Raw genomic sequence first — 19,914 nt, 5'->3', positions numbered from 1 at the left:
TCCGTCTTTGTCTTCCAAAAGTGAATATTCCTACTTATTTTTGATTCAGTATTCATTCAAAAAATGATTTCTAAATCATTTTTCAAGAATATTCACTTTTTGTCGGACGAATTTGTCATATTGAGGCATTATGCCTCTTTTTATTTATTCAAAGAAAGGGGATGTGTAAATGAGAGATCCTGATAAAAAAAAGACTATCTCAAATGAAGTGATATTCAATGTGATAGGAATTGTTGGTGTTATTTTGTTAGTGCCAATTTTTATAACGTTTGTATTCTGGTATCTGGATACAAATGTACTTCAACAGGTTGATGAAAATTTTTTAAATACCTTTGTATCCCATTCAAAAGAAATATTAATTATCAGTGTAAGTTTATATGCATTGGCATTTTATTACGTAGTGACTTTTTTCAGAACGGTAAAACCAAAAAAGACGGATATGCTTGCAAGTCAGTGTTGGTCTACTGTTAGTGAGCAGAAAAATTTTTTTGGTTCAACCGTGGTGGATGCAAGTCTTAATCTTGAGGAGGGAGGTTCACCGATAAATTATCTACCTAATGAAAACATAATCCTATATGAAAAGGGAGCTGTACATGATATTGTAGTTGGAACGACACGATGCGGAAAATCTAGAAAGATTGTTCGCCAGCTTGTAATGATAGTTTCCATGGCAGGTGAATCAATGATATTTAATGACCCTAAAAAAGAAATGTATTTTGATTTTAGAAATTTTCTGGAGAAGAAAAAAGATTATAAAGTTAACTGTCTTGATTTTAGAAATTTACAATACAGCGATGGATGGAATCCGTTAGATTCAATAATTGATTGTTTGCAGGATAGAGATGATCCAGATATTGATAATGCAGATCAGTACAGTCAGGATATGGTAACATCAATCGTTGTTGATAGTGGGAAAGGTGAACAAATCTGGATAGACGGTCAAAAGGCACTTATTAAAGGAATTATATTAGCAAACTGTCAGGCTAATGTATCTGAAGATAAAAAGAATTTCTATTCTGTTTATCAGACGCTTGCTCTTCTTGGAGGTGAGCAGGCATACAACAATAATCCTAACGACAAGAAGATGAAACTTTCTGCATATATGAATTCTCTTGATGAGACAGATATAGCAAGAACAGCTTATACGACAATTACTAATTCACCTGAAAAGACGAGAGGTTCTTTTATGACAAGTGCATTGGCAACTTTACAGCTCTTTTCGAGTATTAAACTGATGAAGGTACTTAGTAAGAGTGATTTCAGTTTCAGAGAATTTACAGAGGGCAAGCGTGCTTTGTTTATTGTTAATCCTGATGAGAAAAAAACTTATGATAGAATTGCAGGTATATGTTTTGACCAGTCATATCAAACTCTAGTCTTTGAAGCTAATAGAATGCAGGGAAGAAGATTGAAAAAAAAGGTACACATGATTTATGATGAATTTGGGAATATGCCTACAATTGATGCGATGCAGAGCAAAATGACTGTAGCCCTTTCTAGAGGAATTGTATACCACTTGTATGTGCAGGGATTTGATCAGCTGAATGATAGATACGATGAATCGATTGCAAGAATTATTCGGGGTAACTGTAACCTTACTTATTTTATCTCAAGTGCAGATTTGAATACATGCAAGGAAGTTGCTGAGAGTATTGGTGATGAAACAATCTGGGGTCCAAGTCATAGTGCCAATTATAACCCGATTGCTTCTTCTACTGGCAGTGGTGTGAACTATTCAATGTCTAAAAGACAGCTTGTTGATGCAAATGAATTAATGGTGGCGGACAATCGTGATGGAAATGGTATTATTGTTAAGAGGACTTACTTTTCTCCTTCAAAAGTATATTTACCTGACTGCTCAGAGTATCCATGGTACGAAGAAATGAAAACGGATGAAACGGAAATTAGTAAAGCAGACAGGGAACTAAACTGGGCAGTCCCGAGATGTTTTGAATTGCGAGACACTGAAATAAGACGAGCGGTTTATACAGATGAAGATTGTAATTCAATTAGTATGAGTGAAAGAAGGAGACCAATACTGACTCAAAAAAATTCAATGCCTAATGAAAAAGAACTATACTGGTACTGGTCTATGAGAGATGATCTGTCTGAAAGTGTAAAAAAGCATGTTATTCAGCATATTGCCAACTGCAACAAAATACAATCAAGAAAAGAAATAATGAAATATCTAAAATCAAAAGAATTTTTTGATTATATAAATCCAATAGATGTAGCAGATAAACAGAGGCATTTAACTGAATCGGCTGATAGAGTAAAAATGGTAAAGACAGCATTGCAGTCATTTGATAATAACTCATCCCAAAAGCAGTCTACGTTAATGAAGAAAATAGATGATTTATCAGTACCGCAGTTAAGAGAACTAGCAAGTGTTGCTAGAGTAATTAGGGACGGTAAAGCAAGAAATGGCTGAAATTATTTTTAATGCTGAATTTGTTAAAACAGAATATGCAGGCAACAGCTGTAAAAATATTAAAAAACAAATTAATACTGATGAGATGGTTGATTACTATGAGCGAAAAGAAGCTTGTGATTATACTGTTGATGAAAACGAAGATGATGACACATATCAGATAAATTCACAAGATGCTTTCAATTATTATGATTATCGAATCGGGTCTACTGGTGGATTTAATAGAAATGGTAATCTTGAAAAAGGAGAGGCGAACAGGCTGATGGAAAAATATCAGCCAAAAATATTATGGCGCTTTGTGTTTTCTTTCGAAAAGGAATTTGCCCAGAACAGTAATATAATTACTAAGACTAATATGCAGAAGTTAATGACTAAATCTATGGAGAAAAATATTCGTGCATTAGGTTTTGATCCGCAAAATGTCGAATGGGGCGCATATTATCATACCAATACAGATAATCCGCACTGTCATGTGTGGATGTTTGAAAAAGAACCAACAAAACGTTATTATAAAATCTCAAAAAAGAAATTTAATAAAGTACGGTCAAATGTTATTAGAACAATGGCACTTAATAGCGAAATTTATATCGAACGAGATAATTTAAAAGAGGAATTATTAAATTGTATTAAAAATGATGAATTAATAAAATTATTTAAGTCTTCAAAAAATAATTCAAAAAAGTGTTTTAAGAAAAATAACGGAATCATCAATCTTCTTTTAGATCTCAATGATAAATTACCGCTAAACGGGAGTTTAAAATATAATTCAAAAAACATTCGACCATATCATGATGATATTGATAAAATTGTTGACATAATTTTAAATACAAATAATGTTAAATTATTTTACTGTCAATATAAAAAACATCTTCAAAAAGAAAAAGAAATGTTTAATAACCGTTATTTTAGTGATGAGGAGAAGATGGAGCAGAATCGCTCCTTCGAGAATAAGGATAAGGAGCTGAGGACTAGAATAGCCAATATGGTATTGCAGAATATTAAAAATTATCGTTTGGATAATGAACATTATTCTAAATTGGAAAATAAAATCAAAAAGGAAACAATCAAAACGAGTGCTAAGAAACATTCGTATATAAATAAATTTAGTGCTGTTAACGCATCGAAGCATTCTATGAGTTGTCGAAGTTCTCTGTTGCAGGCAGGTATTTTAGATGAATTGTCAAAAGCAATAATGGAAAGCAGTAATGCTTCAAGAATAATTGAAAAAGAATTAGACGATATGGTAAAAAAAGCACAGAAAGAAATTAGGACTAATTCATTTGAGCGCTCATTATAAAAATAAATCATATAAAAGAGGCAGTTTGCCTCTTTTATATTTTAAGAAAGGATGGATAAGTTATGGACAAACAAATTAGAGAATTAAATAAAAAAATAGCAGCGTTGGAGAAAAAAATTAATGATGCACAAAATCAAATAGATAAGATGGAGAAAATAAAGAAAGAAGCAAAAGAGGAATTAACACCATTAAACAGAGTTAAAGAAAAGTTGACAGCAATTCAAAATGAACTTGAAAATACTATCCAAAAAAAAGAAGTGACTAATGACAATGAAGAAACTGATAGAAGTCTACAACGGTATTAATAAAACATATTACTGCAGGTGCGATTTAAATGCATTTGGGTTATCTTTTAAAAAAACAGGAAAATATTCTGGTAAGTGGGTCGGCAAGGCAGATGAAGATAAAGCAAATGCAATCAAAGAGTACTGTATAAAAAATAAACTGAGAGTAAATATAACAGATCTGGCGTACACAAGGGCTCATAACTACAGAGAAGTATATTTTGAGAACAATAAAGGAATTTTTGGTGATGGAAGATATTATCATTGTGTATATTGTGGAAAAATCTTAAAAAAAGATAAAGTTACAGTAGATCACTTTTTTCCTATCAATAAAGTTAAAAACAGTTCGTATTCCAGTATTAACATAAGACTACTAAAAAAATTTGGAATCGAAGATATTAATGATAAAAGAAACCTCGTATGTGCCTGCAAGAGTTGTAACTCGTCAAAAGGATCAAAAGGTGGAATTTGGCTTGTGAGAGGCTATCTTGGAAGATTTTTTATCTTATGGGTATTATTTTATACATTACTTCTATATTTTATAGGATATTATTTAATATATGCTTTTAATTGTTTTATTAAGTAGTGGGGTAAAAATCATGAAAATAAATGGTGTCACAATAGTGAATTTTAAAAGTGATAATAATCTCTATCAATGCGATGTAATATTTGATGGAAAATTTTTAGGATGTTATAAACAGAAAAGCAGTTATAGTGATTATTGTTCTTTTGATAAAAAATTACTCTATGAAAGCATGGTAAAATTTAAGGAGAGTAAACTTTATAAAAATAATTGTTTCGTTACAGATGATGATGTAAAAGATTTTTATACGGTAGATATGTTTTTAAGTGATTTGTGCGATCTCTTTCAAGATGAATCACTTTTAAAAAAAGCAATTAGCGAATACGATGAATTTGAATGTTTATTAATTGGAGAATCGCTAATTACCAATGAGACTCTGTATTGTATTTTGAAAATAAATGATGAATTAGAAAATAAAAAAAATATAATGAGAAAAATGTTAAATAATTCAGTGGTTTTTAGGAGTTATAAAAGTCTAAATGAATTTATTATAGATAACAGATAAGTTAGCAAAGACCTGGATTATAAAATGGAGGAATAAAATGTTTTTAACTGAGAATGAATTAAAAGATAAATTTTGGAAATCATACAATGGAAATAATCGAGCGTTGATATATCAGTTTGAGTGCAGTATTAGAGAAGGCAATGCTGATCTTGTAACAGTTGAAAAATATCAGGAGAACTTCCAGATAAACGCATTTGAGTTTAAATTGACCGATATAAGAAAAGTAATTAGACAGGCTGAAGAAAATGCAAAACTTGTTAACAAGAGTTGGATTGTTATTCCTGCTGATCGTAAAAGTGTGATAAGTGATAAATATATAGGAGCGTGTAAAGAAAAAGGGATTGGAATTTTGTATGTTGAAGATGGGGGACGGTGGAGTTTGGGGCTGTCACCTAGATATAAACGTGAAATACCTATGACACAGCAGCTGCTTAACCTTATGATGAAAGGATACTAAAAAGAACTGTATCGATAGCATAATTGTATTTACTCAATAATTTGTTATAATTGTAATAGGAGGCGATATCATGGAAAGACAAAATGAATGGAAATCTTTTTTAAAAACTCCTTTTAAAAATTGCAGGTATATTTATCCGATTCAACAAAAAAAGGTTGAAAAAATGATAAATCATTTAAAAAACAATGACAATGTGATTAAAATTATTGTTTTCGGATCTAGTGTGACTTCAAAGTGCCATGCAGGCAGTGATGTTGATTTTTATGTTGAAGTTAAGGAAGATAAAAGAATTATTACAGATTATTTAGACTTTCTTTATGATTTGTGGACTAATTACACTGTTGATGAGAATATGAAAAAAGAAATATTTAAGAAAGGAGTTGTTGTCTATGAAAGAGAATGAAACACTTTTAGATAAGGCAAATCAAAATCTAAATATTGCAAATACATTATATGAAACGTATAGATACGATGATGAGGCATATTTAAATTATGTTGGCTATCATTTACAGCAGTCTGTAGAACTTTCGCTTAAATTCTGTTTAGAAATCAATGGAGTAGAATATCCTAAGACCCATGATATCACTCAGCTGATTGCTTTAATCAATAAAAGTGAAGTAGATATTCCACTGACAGAATATATTGATGATCATAGTGAAATGTTTTCTCTCTGGGAATCAAGGACTAGATATATTCTGAATTACCGTCTGGAAGAAAAAAAAGTTGAAAGAGCGTTAACAGAAACTTATAGATTTATTTCATGTATTTGTGAAGAATACAACCTTCATCTTGATAAAAGTTACAGCGAGGAAAGCTTGGAAGATGAAAACGAACTTTAAAAGAGGCAATTTGCCTCTTTTTATTTTTAAATTTATATGAGGAGTAAAATACTATGAAATTAGTAATTGCTGAAAAGCCGTCAGTAGCAACTGTCCAAAATGCAAGTATCAAGTATATTAAGAGGGATAGGCAAATAAACTGTGCTTTTTATTTTTTTGTTGGAGAAACTGAGTAGTCTTTAGAATTAACTGCTTTTATTTTGATAGTAGAAAATGTTTAGTAATAAAAGAAAGAACAAAATTATAATAAATGCGTATTAGAAGGAGAATGCAGATGTATATAATAATAAAAGCTTTTTTAGATGATTTAATCGATTTTTGCTACAAAGGAACAGTCGAACCAGATATGTTGGCAAAATACCATAAATTTTATTTAAAATTAACTGATAAGGAATTAAAAAGCACATTAGGACACTACATATTTTCAAAAAAAGCTATACACTTATTTAATGTTAAAAGTAGAAACAACGTTTCCTGTATAATAACGCTAATACATGAACTAAGTCATCATATTGATTATATGAACAGAGGTACATCTGATCATAGTAAAGATTTTTACAATGTTCATATTGAGCTTATTATGACGTTATTTAAAATGGGAACAGTAAGCTATAATGAATTTATTAACTTAAAGGATAATGCGTGTAATTCTAATAAATTAAAACGTTTAGTAGAAAAAGGATACTGTGTAACGGAACAGCTGGATTATGAAAAAGAAAAAAACTGGCTAATAGTTAAAAACTGTTTTGAAGCATATGCGTACCTAAAAGAAAAGAACTATGTTTACAACTTTTATATTAAGTCCTGGATGAAAAAAATTAATATAAATGATATTGAAAAATCAAAAACTGAAATTCTGAATACATGTAAGAATGCAACGTTTATTACAAGATCTGGATGTGAACTGATTTTTAATTTGGTCGATGAAAGTAAAGAAAATAATATACCTTTTAAAAAGACATCTGAATCTAACATTACAGACGTAACTAAAAAGTGTCCTAAGTGTGGTGGGAAACTAGTGGAAAGAACGGGTAAATATGGTAAATTTACTGCTTGTGGCAATTATCCTAAATGCAAATATATTCAGAAAGACAAAAAAGATGAAAGTAGGGGAACTGGGGAACTATGTCCGCAATGTGGCAGTAAGTTAATAGAGAGAAACGGAAGATACGGCAAGTTTATTGCATGCAGCAGCTATCCAAAATGCAAGTATGTTAAGAAGGATATGTAAAATAAATTGTGCCTTTTATTAAAACAAAATATGCTATAGTGATTATTATAATTAGATTGGAGAGAAAAGAATGAAGATTGTAGGGGTAAGATTAAAAAAAGGAATTCATAAACCGATTAAAGATACTGCAAAAATTTATTATTTTATGTGTCCTATAAAAAATGTGGGTATAGGAGATTATGTTCTTTTGGAATGTGATGGTACTGATAAAATAAATATATTTCAAGTGGGGCTAATAATTGAAGAACATGATAATACTCCTGAAAATACAGAGCTGTATATGCCTTTTTCGTTTGTTGTTTCAGGATTTCCTGTAAAAGATTTTTTGGCCAGATGTGATAAAGTTGCAGAAATGCGAAAAAGACAAATAAAAAAAATAGATGAGATAATCGCATCAGATCCTATAAAATATAAAAAAAGAGTACCTAAAAAGAAACCCAGGAAAAAAAGTATAAAAAACAGATTATATGCACTAACTGTAAAGTGTCGAGATAACGAACTTAGTGAGGAAGAGAAAATAAAAGTTGCAAGTGAACTTTTGAAAATCTATTACATTCTTATGGATAATAAAACTCCAAGAGAAAAGAGATCGTCTTGGATGAGCAGTGTCATGGGATGTGATGTTGATGAAGCAAAAAGGTATATAGAATTAGTTAGAAAACACCCAAAATAAACTTTTGATAATGAAAGTACTGATGAAAAATTGGAAGTACAGATAAGGAAAATCATAGTAAAAAAATAGAATTAGACCCAGAAAAAAGAGATTAAACTTTATTATTTAATCTCTTTTATTTTGGATTATTATTAAGTAGAAAATAATAAAAGGTATATAGAATTTTTTGATTAACTAGTGTAAATTTATTTACTGGATAGTTAAGGATTTTTTCATTAACTATCCTCTTGGCATAATGAAGAAAAGAGGGAGAAAGAAATGAAATTAAAAATTGCCTACTGTAGAGTATCGACTATGAAACAAGCGCGTGACGGTATTGGGATTGATACACAAAAAAGAATGATTGCCGAACATGCTTTAGCAACAAATCTTATAAAAAGTACTGACGAGTTAAGTTTCTTTATCGATGATGGTTTTTCAGGTGGTGACCTTTGCAGGCCGAAAATGAATGAACTATTAAAAGAAATAAAAAATGGGAATGTTGAAATGATTTTAGCATACGATCTTGCAAGAATATCCAGAGATGTGCAGGACAGTAATTTATTTTTAAAGTTGATATTAAATCATGGTATTAAACTTATTTGTCTATATGATGATGCAAAAATAAATACTGCAAGCGACAGATTTAGTACAAATATAAAACTGTCAAACAATCAGTTTGAAAGAGAGAGGACAATAGAGCGAACAAATGACGGGTTGATCAGCATAGTGGAAAGCGGTAGATATCCATGTGGCGGTAAAATGACATTTGGATGGTACAGGGACGAAGATAAAAACATTCAACTTGATAAAAAAGTATATAATATAATCAGAAACGCTTTCAACTACGTGATTGAAGAATGGGAAACATCAGATGTTAGAGATTATTTAAATAAGTCTCAAAAAAAAACAGTTTAGTACAGAATCTGTTAAACAGATGATTAAAGATGAACGATATTCGGGTGTTCTCTTGTATAAAGGAAAGAAATATACAAACATAGTGCCACCAATAGTTACAAAAAGTATACAAAATAAAGCTATAGACAGTTTAAAGGTAGGACGTTCGAGAAAGAATTATCGATACATATACGATAATATTATATACTGTGCAAATTGTAATAAAGTAATGACAGGAACAAGCGGTAAAGGCAGAAATAAAATATATTATTATTACCAGTGTAAAGAATGTAATGGCAAAATTTCTCAGGAGCAAATTAACGAAGTAATCAGTACAAAAAAATATAGGATGATTAAAGACGGTCAAAAAGCTGAGATTAAAGAGATTGATAAAAAAAGATATTCATTAAACAGAAGGATAAAAAATTTAAGAGAAAGATACCTGTATAAAAAGATTACTGAACGTGAGTTCTGTTCATTAATAATACCTTTAGAGGATGAGTTGGATTGTCTTAACCTGAAACGCAAAGTGTTAATAAAAATGGATAATGATATAGATTTTTTAAGTCTTTCTGTTAGAGAAAAGAAATCATATATTCATAGTCGAATTAGAAAGATTACAGTTGATACAGTGAATAAAGCTGTAAAAAATATAGTGTATAAAGATATAGGAAATTAACAAAACACGAAAAATCGTGTTTTGTTAATATATGTGTTGCAAAAGTGTAACATATATGATATAATTATATTGTAATAAAAAGAGGTGACGGAAATGAGTGTTGCAGGAAATAAAAAAAGAGTATTTATTACATTGGATCTAAATATTTTGGAACAGCTTGAATTTCTGGCTGAAAAAAAAGGAGTTAATAAAAGCTCTTTGATATCTTTCTGGATCAGTGATGAATATGAACGAGTAAAAAATTCTGAAAAAAAAGACGAAAAAAAATAAACAATTTGTATTATTCTTATTATGATTGTGATAGAATAATGGCAAAGAAAAAAACAAAACAAAATAAAAAAGAATACCTTATTTGTCCACCTAGGCATTCTTAATACGATAATTTTCAGTCGAATTGGAAACTAAATGTTGATTTCAAATAGAAATCAGATTAGTATGTTATTTTTATAACATTATATATATTAATAAATAAATTACTTAATTTATTTGCTAATATTATAACATATTAATTTGTTTAATCAATAGTCGAATATTAAGATAAGCCAAATGGAAAGGTATCCGTTTGGTTTTTGTTTTACTATAGTTTGCAAAAGTTTACAAAGTGCAGTTTTACTTTATTTGTCAAAGTGCGTTGTGCGTTTTTACTATATTTTGCAAAGTGCGAAATGTTTCGACTAAAAATATAAATGGGGCGGTCGATGGGAATCGAACCCACGAATGCCAGAGCCACAATCTGGTGTGTTAACCACTTCACCACGACCGCCATATTTACTTTGTTAAGAGGTTATTAACTCTCAACGCAATAATGATTATATATAAAAATTTGATAAATGTAAAGAGAAAATGTAAAAAAAATAAAAAAACTCAAAGTTTAAATTCTTTGAGTTTTTATTCTAATAATTCTGAGATATCTGTTTCAAAGTTATTGGAATTTTCACGACTGAAATATGTTGTATAACTCTCGCTTTTTTCATCATTATCAATAATTGTCATAACAAATTCACACTCATAGCACAATTCCATGATTGTTTGCATCCCTTGATAAGTTATACTATAAGTCTGATAATTATCATTTTCAGTATTAATTTCTAATTTAGCACGACTTGGATAAATATCCCAGTCGATTAGATTTCCATCAACTCCCCAATCTATTAGAATAAAAGAAATAGGATCAATAATTGAATCGTCAAATTTGTCACTTGCCTTAATGGTAATATATAATTTACTAAACATAATCACCCCTCCATTCAATAGTATACTAAATTAATTATCAATAAATGTGTGAACTATGTGGAATATTTAAGATAATATCATATCTTTCAAACATCCAAAAAATTCTCTTAAATAATAGTGTGGAGCAGTATCTAAATTTTCTCTAGCTGCATATGTATGAGCTTCTAAACCGTGTTTATTTGCTAATAGTTTACTTCGGTAGCAATGAAAACCATTAGTTATTATAACTACTTCATAGTCTTCAGTAGTCGATGTTTCAATAATTTTTTTACTATAGATAATATTTTCATTTGTATTAGTACTTTTATTTTCTTCGATAATCAATGATTCATCTATTCCTTTGTTGATTAAATAGTCTTTCATAGCTTTTGCTTCTGTGATGTTCTCGCCGTGGCCTTGTCCTCCGCTTACAATAATTGGGACATCAGGAAATTTTTGATGATATTCAACAGCTGCATCTAATCGATAACGTAATAGTGGTGCAGGTTTGTCGCCGTATAAACGAGCACCAAGAACAATGAGGAAATCACTGCGTTTGTTATACTTATTATTAACCTCATGTATAATTAAACCCTCGATAATTATAAATACAATTACACTAATAATAATAATTCCTTTAATTGAATAATTAAGAATTTTAGGTAATGAGGATAGAATACTTTTTCTAAAATGTAACTCATATACAGCATAACACATTAATAATGCTGTAAAAATCGGATAAAGTATATAGGCATTGATAAACCGAGAATTAGTGACAACTATAATGAAGTAGAATAATGATAGCAAGGCAAGAAATAGTAGTATATAGTCAAATAATTTACAATTCTTTTCCATTATAAAATAAACTCCTTTTTTATATCATAACATACAAGAAGAAATATTTTTCTTAAAAATATTTAAATATGGTAAAAAAAATGGTGAAATAGTATAATGAAAGTATGTTGTAGGATATTAGGAGGACTTTAAATGAAAACAAAAAAGTTTGACAATTTAGGGATTGAACCATCATTATTGGGGTTTGGCTGTATGCGTTTTCCATTAGATGAGGATGGGAAAATTAATGAAAAAGAAGCAGAAAAAATGATTGATAAGGCAATTGAATCAGGGGTTACATACATTGATACTGCTTTTCCTTATCATAATGGCGATAGCGAACCGTTTGTTGGTAAAGTGTTAAAAAAGTATAAACGTGAAGATTTCTTTTTAGCGACAAAATTACCAATTTGGAATGTTTCGAGTAAAGAAGAGGCAAAAAAAGTTTTTGAAGATCAATTAAAAAGATTAGATGTTGAATATGTTGATTTTTATTTATTACATGCTTTAGATGCTGATAAATGGAGAAAAGTATTAGAATATGACTTGATTGGAATGTGTGAAGAATTTAGAGAAGAAGGGAAAATCCGTAATATTGGATTTAGTTTCCATGATGAATATCCGGTTTTTAAAGAAATTCTTGAATATCATGATTGGGATTTTTGTCAATTACAATTAAATTATATGGATATGGATATTCAAGCAGGGATGAAGGGCTATTTATTGGCAGAAAAATATAATATACCAATTATAGTTATGGAACCGATCAAAGGTGGTTCGTTAGCAAATTTACCAGAAGATATCGAAAATAAATTTAAAGCATATAATCCTGATTTAAGTATTTCATCATGGGCACTTCGCTATGTTGCCAGTTTGCCCAATGTGAAAGTAGTGCTTAGCGGGATGTCAACTTATGGACAGGTACTAGATAATTTAGCTACTTTTAAAAATTTTGAGTATTTGAAAGCTGAAGAAGTTGCTTTGATTCAAGATGTTCGTGATACATTAAAAGCAAGAACTCAAAATGGTTGTACAGGATGTGCATATTGCATGCCGTGTCCATTTGGAGTGGATATTCCAAATAATTTTAAATATTGGAATAATGCTTTTGTATATGATAGTCATGATCAATTTAAAGCAAAGTTAGAAAAAATGGTTTCAGAAGCTAAAGCTGAAAATTGTAAACAATGTGGAGCATGTGAAAAGATGTGTCCACAACAACTGCCGATACGAGAAGATTTAAAACGGGTATGTGAATATATGAAAAAATAATTATGGTATTAAGTGAACCTGATTATTTAGACTAAAAGTAAATATAAATACTACTTAGATGTTAATTATTTTAATTTGTAGGTTGAACAATAAAAAAGGAGATTTTAACTTAATTAGAGTAAAATCTCTTTTTTATTGTTTAGTGGGTGTATTCAATTGTTTCTTTTGAAAGTAACCAGTTGAAAAAATAATTATTACTCCAATTATTGTAATTAAACATGCAAATATAAACATCATATTTAAACCATATTGATCTTGTAAAATACCGCCAAAAAGATTTCCTATAGTAGATCCTACCCCAGAAGTCATAATCCCTATCATTGTTTGACCCATCATTTGATCATGACTTTTGAGGTTATATGTTACATAGTAAGTTATCACTGCTGTTAGTAATCCATACGATAAACTTTGCATCATCATTCCAATGAATAAAACAGGGAGACTAGGTGCTAGACAAATAGTAAAATTTCGAATAATATAGAAAAAAGCTGCAACCATAATTAAAGTGATACTGTCATATCTTCTAATTAACCTTGGAGTAATTGCCATAACAGGCATTTCGCTAGCTGCCATGAAGAAGATTGCAACACCGTACAATGAAGTATTACCGCCAAGATTTTTAACGACATTGATTAAATAAGTTGATAGCGAAGTTGCAGCAGCAAACATAAAGGAGAAGCCTAAGAGAATGAAAAAGAAGACTTTATAATTTTTAATAATTGTAAAAATATTCCCCTCTTTTTTATGGGTTGCCTGTTTAACATTGGTATTTGGCAAAGAATATAAAATTACTAAATCTAAAATTGCAGAAATGACGAAGACATATGCTAAAATAGTCGGGTTAAAAAATTCAATGAACTGACCCAAGAGCACAGCACTAACAGCATAAGATATAGAACCCATTCCTCTTGCTAAGCCAAAATTTATTTCTTTTCCGTCTTGAATATAGTTCATTGCAATCATTGATAAAAAAGGAACTGTTGAAACAATTAATGACATCATTGAAACATATAAAAGCATGATTAGAATAACTGATAAATCAACTAAAGCTAAAGTTAAAAAAGCTCCAGCAATAATCAAATAAATAATAGATAATAGCTGCTTAATTGTTAGGCCTTTTATTTTTGAAATTAAAGATGTGACAAACGGAGATAAAAAAATCGTTAAAATACACCCGCTTCCAGAAACAATGCCGATTTCAGTGTTGCTCATTCCTTTATATTGAAGAAATACGGCAACATATCCGTAAATGCAACAAGTTGCCATCCAATATAAAATATGCAATAAATTATATTTCATTTGTAGTTTTTTCATTTTTCTTGTCCTCATACTCTCCATGAAAAACAAAATAGCTCTCGAGATGATACTCAAAGCTATTCGTTATTTAGTTGTAAATCCATCATATTTTAAGATTAATATAGCAATTTTTATTTCTTCGAGCAAGAAAAATAGAGGTTTTTCAAAGATTGAAAAAATAAATAAAGATATTGATTTTTTAAGAACCAATATCTTTATTATAAAATTAGTAATACTTATATTTTGATAGTGTGAATTATGATTGATCAATGGCTTTAACAACACGACAGGGATTACCAAAAGCTAATACATTTGGTGGTATATCTTTGGTAACGACACTACCAGCGCCAATTACTGAACCATGCCCTATTTTTACCCCTGGTAAAACAACGACATTACCTCCAAGCCATGTGTTATCACCAATTTCAATTGGCATTGCTTTTTCTAAACCTTGGTTTCGACGTTTATAATCAAGCGGATGAATAGCTGTATACAGGCCAACAGAAGGTCCGATATATACGTTACTACCAATATTGATCTTGGCTCCATCCATAAAATAAGCATTGGAATTAATAAATACATTATGACCAAAGGTGATTAAATTACCACAATCACAAAAGAAAGGTGAGATGATTTCAAGATTGCTATTCTCATTTTGGAATAGTTCATTTAAAATTTTTTGTCGAATATCCTGGTCTAGTGGGTCGGTATGATTATATTTAAAACAAAGGTGATGGGTATTCAGACGATCTGTTAAAACTTTTTGATCGTTATTAGCATCATACCACATCCCTAATAAAGCTTTTTCTCTTTCGGTAATGTTAGAAACATTAAAAAGGTCTAATAATGTTTTTAAAACGCCATAATGATTATTTGAAGGGATAATCTTATAGGCAATATTTTTAATACTTTGATTGGCATTTTCCATTACAAAACTATATTTTGCTTTTTTTAGCATTTCTAGGTCATTTGGACTATCCCCAAATACAGCACATTCCTCTAATGATAGGTTATAGCGCTTACATAATAGCTCAAGTGCAGTACCTTTATTATATCGTGGATCAATTAAGTCAATACTTTGATGACCACTGGAAACTGGTTTAATGATATTTCCGATATCATCAGTTAGCCTATTTAAAATATTTTTAGAATCTTCAGCTGGAACAAATAAAGCAAATTTTACAATCGTGTCATTAATTTCATCTAACGATTCAATCATTTCAAGTCGGTGATAGTATTTAGAATATACATTATAAAATTCATTTGACGCATTCAATAAATAAGCTGATTTAATTCCGCATAAACATATTTGAATACGAGAATCCTCTTGTAATTTTTTAGTTATTGTATAAATATCTTGTTTATTGATTTCACAGTGAAAAATTTCTTTTTTATTTTCAATGATATATGCACCATTTTCACTAATGTAAGTAATTTCATCTTGATAATCATCAAAAAAAGATTTTAATTGATAATATTGATTGCCACTGGCAACTACAAAATAAATATCATTTTCTTTAAAATAATTATAAATTTTTCTAAAAATTGTGCGGTTATAATGCATTTGGTCATCTAAAAAAGTACCATCCATATCAACTGCAACTAGTTTAATCATAATTTCACACTCCTTGAAAATAGTCTAACATAAATCAGTAAATGATGAATTCTATTTTTAATACGTGAAAAAATTAATGTGAGTTCAAATAAAATGTTTTTAGATGCAATAACACTAGAACGATAAATTTATAATTTGATCACACTGTTGGTATTCGCTTGGTTTATGGGAAATCATTAAAATTGTGTGTGTCTTCTTTAATTTAATTAATGTTTGAAAAATTTCATATGAAGTCTTTTCATCAAGAGCACTAGTTATTTCATCAAATAATAAAATTTTAGAATTTTTTAGAAGTGCTCGAGCAATTGCTAGCCTTTGTTGTTGTCCTCCAGAAAAATTTAAAGCACCGTCACTTAAAATAGTATCGTATTGTTTTGGTAGTGACATAATATATTCGTCGATTTCTGCCTGTTGACAAGCTTTTTTGATATTATTGATATCAGGATCAATAAGTGCAAGGTTTTCATAAATTGACATATTGAACAAATACGGATGTTGGGCAACACAAGTTAAAATCTGTGAATATTTTATCCTAGAATACTTGTCTATTGGATGTGTACCAATCAATATCTTACCACTAGTTGGTTTTTCAAAGCGCAAAAGTAAATTGAATAAAGTACTTTTTCCACAACCACTGGGACCGATTATTGCAATTAATGAATTTGACTTTAGGCTTAAATTGAAGTTTTGAAAGACTGTTTTTTCACGATAAGAAAAAGTAACTTTTTTAAATGTAATACAAAATTCATTTGGTTTGACCATATCATCATTAAGAAAATATTCATTACACGATGAATTAATAAAATTATCATAACGATCAATTGATACATTTTTTATTCTGAGTTCACCTAAGGTAGAAATAAAGTCACTTAAAGAGCTGAATAAAGTTCCAAAATAAGACTGGATAATGAGTACTGTGTCAATTTCAAACTTGCCATTTAGACAATTATAGCAGGCATAGAACATTAGAATAATTTCTGTACACATTGTGATACTAGGACTAATTATGTTACTGATTATTTTATTGTTAATTTGTTTATCGTGAATGTTTAGATAAGCTTTGTTCAACAATTGATATTTGGCATGTAATTGATCAAGAATACTGAAAATTTTGATATCTCGTAAACCGTTAAGCAGTTGACTGTAAAATTGCATTTCATCATCAGCTTTCAATTTTCCTTCTTTGGTTAGAATTTCAAATTTATCATTATATATGTTTAAAATATAGATAACGATATTATTGATGATACATCCTAAGATCATTAAGCTGATACTAATTTGACTAAGAATAATAATTGAAATAATAAAAGATAGAAATAGCAAGATAGCTTGAGATAGCCAAGTACCAAACTCTGCGAGTAATTTAATATCACCATTAACGATATTAAGAATTTCTCCTTTGCTGTGATTAGTAAAGTATTTCATATTAATAATATCTAATTTTTTAATCATATCATTTTGTAATTTTAGGTAGACATCATTATATAGCTTTTTTTCAATATTATAGCTGATAATTTTAAATAACTTTGATGCTATTTTAAGAACAAAATACAAGATCATGGTAATTATGACCATTTTACTATTTTGTTTAGTTAAATAATTAATCGTTAAGCTAAACAATAAACTTGTAAACATATAAGGACCATTTGCTAATAAAGAAGCTAAGACCAGTATAAAGGTTATTTTTTTATTAGCTTTAGTAACTTGAAAATATTTTTTAATAATTCTTAGATTTTTCATTTTAGAAATTTATTTATAGCATTTTTTAAAAGAGTTTGGATCTCTTCCTCTTTTAAAGCCATGTTACCACCATATATTTGAGTTGCAATTCCATGGGTATAAAAACGAATATCACGATAAAGTATCTCACTTTCTTTAATTGTAATACCAAATTGTTGTGCTGAATATTCAATCGTTTCACGATTCCAAGCGGAATGGACGACTTCTTCAATGGAACGAGTTTTGATAAATTCATTGACAAACAATGCTCCAAATAGATTCTTGTCTTTGATGGCAAAATCAATATAAGCAAAAGACATCGTGTAAAGATAATTATTTTTATCAAGATGTGCTAAGATGAAATCGTTGTAATATGCATCAATTTTTTTCTTTAATTCAAATTTTAATTCATTCATATCATTAAAAACCTTAAAGATGGGCATTGTTGAACAGTTTAGTTGTTTAGCGAGATAGCGTGCATTTAGATTTTCAATCCCCTCGCATTTAGTAATTTCAAATGATTTTTCAATAATTAACTCTTTTGTTATTCTTGTTTTTGGTGGCATAATTGACTCCTTTCATATAAAATAACACATGTTATATAACAATTGTTATTTTATATAAGAACATGTACTTTGTCAATATACAAGGGATAAATATTTAATAAACATATTTTACATATACTGCTCTTTTTTATCTAATCATACTATAATTTATTTGAGTTACTTTAGGTCAAGTGTTTTTATTAATTATTTTTTAATTGTTTTAAAATAATACAAGCAGCCTTATTAATAGAATTATATATTATATAATAGTTGTATATATTTAAAAAAAGGCATGATAAGTGGTGAATATGGTTACAATAGATACGCTAATAATATAGATAGAATGTTAGATTGTAAATTACTTGAGAAAAAGGTGATATTTTTATAAACAAATGGTTTGTGATATAATATGTGCAAGAATTGGAGAGTGATAATGATGAAAATAGTAGCATTTACTGGTGCAGGGATAAGTAAACAAAGTAATATTCCAACCTTTATGGAAAGACCAGATGTTAGAGAAAAGTTATTTAGAAATTATGCTAATAACCATCATGAAGAATATAATGAAGTAATCAAACAATTAAAAGCTAACATGAATGGGGCTGAGCCTAACGATGCCCATATTGCATTAGCTGAATATGATATTCCTATTATTACAATGAATATCGATGGTCTACATAAACAGGCTGGGAGCGATGCCTTAGAATTGCATGGCGGATTGCCGGAAGAAGATGAATTGAGTATAGCCTGGTCATTATTTAATAAACCAGTATTATATGGTGATCCGGCACCTAATTATCAAAAGGCCTATGAGATGGTAGGGGCATTAAAAAAGAATGATATATTTATTGTTATTGGCTGTTCGTATCATACGGCGATAGCTTGTGATTTAAGAGAAGTGGCGAAATCAAGAGGGGCTAAGATTATTGAAATACAAGAAGATGCTGCTCATAATGTTAGAAAAGTGTTAAAAGGACTATTAAAATAATTATATTAATTGACATTTTGATTATTTATCGGTATTATAAGTTCATATAATAAATACGATGAATTGAAAGAGTAAACTAGGCGTTTAGGCAAAGAGAGTATCGGGTTGGTGTGACGATATCCAAATAAATAGTTGAATACATCAAGGAGTAGAATGTTGAAGTAAGTAGGCATCTCCGGTGACACCCGTTAATGTGTAAGAGTATGAACTATAGTTGTATAGCGTACTTGATGAGGCTGATAGAGTGATCTATTAGTGAATAAAGGTGGTACCACGAAGATATCTCGTCCTTTGATTAGGATGAGTTTTTTATTTATAGGAGGAAATTAAAATGATTATTGTCTTGAAACCACATACTAGTGATGAAAGTATTAAAAAAATTGAAGATGTGATTAGAGCTAGGGGGGCTGAACCACATGTTTCTAAAGGAGAAATCCAAACAATTATTGGAATGGTTGGAGATACAACTCAAATTGATCCTAAAGCAATCGAAGTAGAACCATGTGTTGAGAAGGTCATGAAAGTATCTGAGCCATATAAACTTGCTAACCGGGCTTTTCATCCTGATGATACGATCG

Annotated in this window: 22 protein-coding genes, 1 tRNA gene, 1 pseudogene and 1 other annotated feature; of the genes and pseudogenes, 17 read left to right on the top strand and 7 right to left on the bottom strand. The window is 29.5% G+C overall.

From position 1 onward, the window contains the following. Positions 1-439 precede the first annotated feature (439 nt). The 14 genes from KTF99_RS11915 to KTF99_RS11855 all read left to right on the top strand — a co-directional run bounded on the left by KTF99_RS11915 (position 440) and on the right by KTF99_RS11855 (position 10,125). Positions 440-2,431 (top strand): VirD4-like conjugal transfer protein, CD1115 family, encoded by a 1,992-nt coding sequence (locus KTF99_RS11915; protein WP_254210151.1) that lies wholly within the window; start codon positions 440-442, stop codon positions 2,429-2,431. Beyond that, entirely contained in the window at positions 2,424-3,728 is a 1,305-nt protein-coding gene (gene mobL / locus KTF99_RS11910; protein ID WP_117562335.1) for a relaxase MobL, read from the top strand. Before KTF99_RS11915 ends, mobL begins: the two co-directional genes overlap by 8 nt. 62 nt (positions 3,729-3,790) lie before the next feature. Then, entirely contained in the window at positions 3,791-4,033 is a 243-nt protein-coding gene (locus KTF99_RS11905; RefSeq protein ID WP_009299813.1) for a hypothetical protein, read from the top strand. After that, positions 3,993-4,598 (top strand): HNH endonuclease, encoded by a 606-nt coding sequence (locus KTF99_RS11900; RefSeq protein ID WP_117562338.1) that lies wholly within the window; start codon positions 3,993-3,995, stop codon positions 4,596-4,598. Before KTF99_RS11905 ends, KTF99_RS11900 begins: the two co-directional genes overlap by 41 nt. Positions 4,599-4,611: 13 nt before the next feature. Then, positions 4,612-5,100 (top strand): hypothetical protein, encoded by a 489-nt coding sequence (locus KTF99_RS11895; RefSeq protein ID WP_226814548.1) that lies wholly within the window; start codon positions 4,612-4,614, stop codon positions 5,098-5,100. A 37-nt stretch (positions 5,101-5,137) separates the two neighbouring features. Beyond that, a complete protein-coding gene (locus tag KTF99_RS11890; RefSeq protein WP_029482399.1) occupies positions 5,138-5,557 on the top strand; it encodes a hypothetical protein in 420 nt (139 codons plus the stop codon). Between the two features lie 70 nt (positions 5,558-5,627). After that, a complete protein-coding gene (locus KTF99_RS11885; RefSeq protein WP_009299817.1) occupies positions 5,628-5,960 on the top strand; it encodes a nucleotidyltransferase family protein in 333 nt (110 codons plus the stop codon). Continuing rightward, positions 5,947-6,396, top strand: a complete 450-nt coding sequence (locus tag KTF99_RS11880) for a HEPN domain-containing protein (protein ID WP_029482401.1) — start codon at positions 5,947-5,949, stop codon at positions 6,394-6,396. The genes KTF99_RS11885 and KTF99_RS11880 overlap by 14 nt, the downstream gene beginning before the upstream one ends. A 53-nt stretch (positions 6,397-6,449) precedes the next feature. Continuing rightward, complete coding sequence (locus tag KTF99_RS17425; protein WP_256443937.1) at positions 6,450-6,572, top strand: hypothetical protein; 123 nt, start codon at positions 6,450-6,452, stop codon at positions 6,570-6,572. Between the two features lie 98 nt (positions 6,573-6,670). Beyond that, positions 6,671-7,627, top strand: a complete 957-nt coding sequence (locus KTF99_RS11875) for a topoisomerase DNA-binding C4 zinc finger domain-containing protein (RefSeq protein ID WP_117791994.1) — start codon at positions 6,671-6,673, stop codon at positions 7,625-7,627. 70 nt (positions 7,628-7,697) lie between these two features. Further along, complete coding sequence (locus KTF99_RS11870; protein WP_008792799.1) at positions 7,698-8,300, top strand: hypothetical protein; 603 nt, start codon at positions 7,698-7,700, stop codon at positions 8,298-8,300. A gap of 258 nt (positions 8,301-8,558) precedes the next feature. Next, positions 8,559-9,197 (top strand): recombinase family protein, encoded by a 639-nt coding sequence (locus KTF99_RS11865; RefSeq protein WP_008792798.1) that lies wholly within the window; start codon positions 8,559-8,561, stop codon positions 9,195-9,197. A 19-nt stretch (positions 9,198-9,216) separates the two neighbouring features. Beyond that, on the top strand, positions 9,217-9,855 hold the full coding sequence (locus KTF99_RS11860) for a zinc ribbon domain-containing protein (RefSeq protein ID WP_008792797.1): 639 nt from the start codon (positions 9,217-9,219) through the stop codon (positions 9,853-9,855). A 93-nt stretch (positions 9,856-9,948) separates the two neighbouring features. Next, on the top strand, positions 9,949-10,125 hold the full coding sequence (locus tag KTF99_RS11855; RefSeq protein WP_008792796.1) for a CopG family transcriptional regulator: 177 nt from the start codon (positions 9,949-9,951) through the stop codon (positions 10,123-10,125). Positions 10,126-10,542: 417 nt separating this feature from the next. On the opposite strand, the gene KTF99_RS11850 is transcribed toward KTF99_RS11855, so the two are convergent. From KTF99_RS11850 to KTF99_RS11840, 3 genes are all read right to left on the bottom strand, one after another. After that, a tRNA-His gene (locus KTF99_RS11850) sits at positions 10,543-10,618 on the bottom strand. A 125-nt stretch (positions 10,619-10,743) separates the two neighbouring features. Further along, positions 10,744-11,088, bottom strand: coding sequence for a hypothetical protein (locus tag KTF99_RS11845; RefSeq protein WP_003534589.1), 345 nt, complete (start codon positions 11,086-11,088; stop codon positions 10,744-10,746). Between the two features lie 66 nt (positions 11,089-11,154). Beyond that, on the bottom strand, positions 11,155-11,922 hold the full coding sequence (locus KTF99_RS11840; protein WP_008792795.1) for a YdcF family protein: 768 nt from the start codon (positions 11,920-11,922) through the stop codon (positions 11,155-11,157). 132 nt (positions 11,923-12,054) lie between these two features. Here KTF99_RS11840 and KTF99_RS11835 point away from each other — a divergent pair, with 132 nt between their 5' ends. Further along, entirely contained in the window at positions 12,055-13,173 is a 1,119-nt protein-coding gene (locus KTF99_RS11835; RefSeq protein WP_009009401.1) for an aldo/keto reductase, read from the top strand. A 132-nt stretch (positions 13,174-13,305) separates the two neighbouring features. On the opposite strand, the gene KTF99_RS11830 is transcribed toward KTF99_RS11835, so the two are convergent. The 4 genes from KTF99_RS11830 to KTF99_RS11815 all read right to left on the bottom strand — a co-directional run bounded on the left by KTF99_RS11830 (position 13,306) and on the right by KTF99_RS11815 (position 18,369). Then, the gene (locus KTF99_RS11830; RefSeq protein ID WP_008792793.1) at positions 13,306-14,487 is read right to left on the bottom strand and encodes an MFS transporter; all 1,182 of its coding nucleotides are present in this window, start codon (positions 14,485-14,487) and stop codon (positions 13,306-13,308) included. A gap of 238 nt (positions 14,488-14,725) precedes the next feature. After that, positions 14,726-16,084: a Cof-type HAD-IIB family hydrolase gene (locus KTF99_RS11825; RefSeq protein ID WP_003534581.1), complete on the bottom strand. Its 1,359-nt coding sequence runs from the start codon at positions 16,082-16,084 to the stop codon at positions 14,726-14,728. A 114-nt stretch (positions 16,085-16,198) separates the two neighbouring features. Beyond that, positions 16,199-17,824: an ABC transporter ATP-binding protein gene (locus KTF99_RS11820; protein WP_029482403.1), complete on the bottom strand. Its 1,626-nt coding sequence runs from the start codon at positions 17,822-17,824 to the stop codon at positions 16,199-16,201. After that, the gene (locus KTF99_RS11815; RefSeq protein ID WP_029482405.1) at positions 17,821-18,369 is read right to left on the bottom strand and encodes a WHG domain-containing protein; all 549 of its coding nucleotides are present in this window, start codon (positions 18,367-18,369) and stop codon (positions 17,821-17,823) included. The genes KTF99_RS11820 and KTF99_RS11815 overlap by 4 nt, the downstream gene beginning before the upstream one ends. Positions 18,370-18,781: 412 nt before the next feature. Between KTF99_RS11815 and KTF99_RS11810 the strand changes: the two genes are divergently transcribed. Together KTF99_RS11810 and KTF99_RS11805 are read left to right on the top strand one after the other, a co-directional pair. Beyond that, complete coding sequence (locus KTF99_RS11810) at positions 18,782-19,336, top strand: Sir2 family NAD-dependent protein deacetylase (protein WP_008792789.1); 555 nt, start codon at positions 18,782-18,784, stop codon at positions 19,334-19,336. A gap of 49 nt (positions 19,337-19,385) precedes the next feature. Continuing rightward, positions 19,386-19,631 (top strand) — a binding site (T-box leader). A gap of 36 nt (positions 19,632-19,667) precedes the next feature. Further along, a pseudogene (locus tag KTF99_RS11805) lies at positions 19,668-19,914 on the top strand (3-deoxy-7-phosphoheptulonate synthase); the annotation flags it as partial.

The sequence above is a fragment of the Erysipelatoclostridium sp. MSK.7.34 genome, assembly GCF_019041935.1.
In the GTDB taxonomy this organism is placed as follows: Bacteria; Bacillota_I; Bacilli_A; order Erysipelotrichales; family Coprobacillaceae; genus Thomasclavelia; species Thomasclavelia ramosa.
Note: the sequence above shows the minus strand (reverse complement) of the source record. Positions and strands in the feature narration are given on the sequence as shown.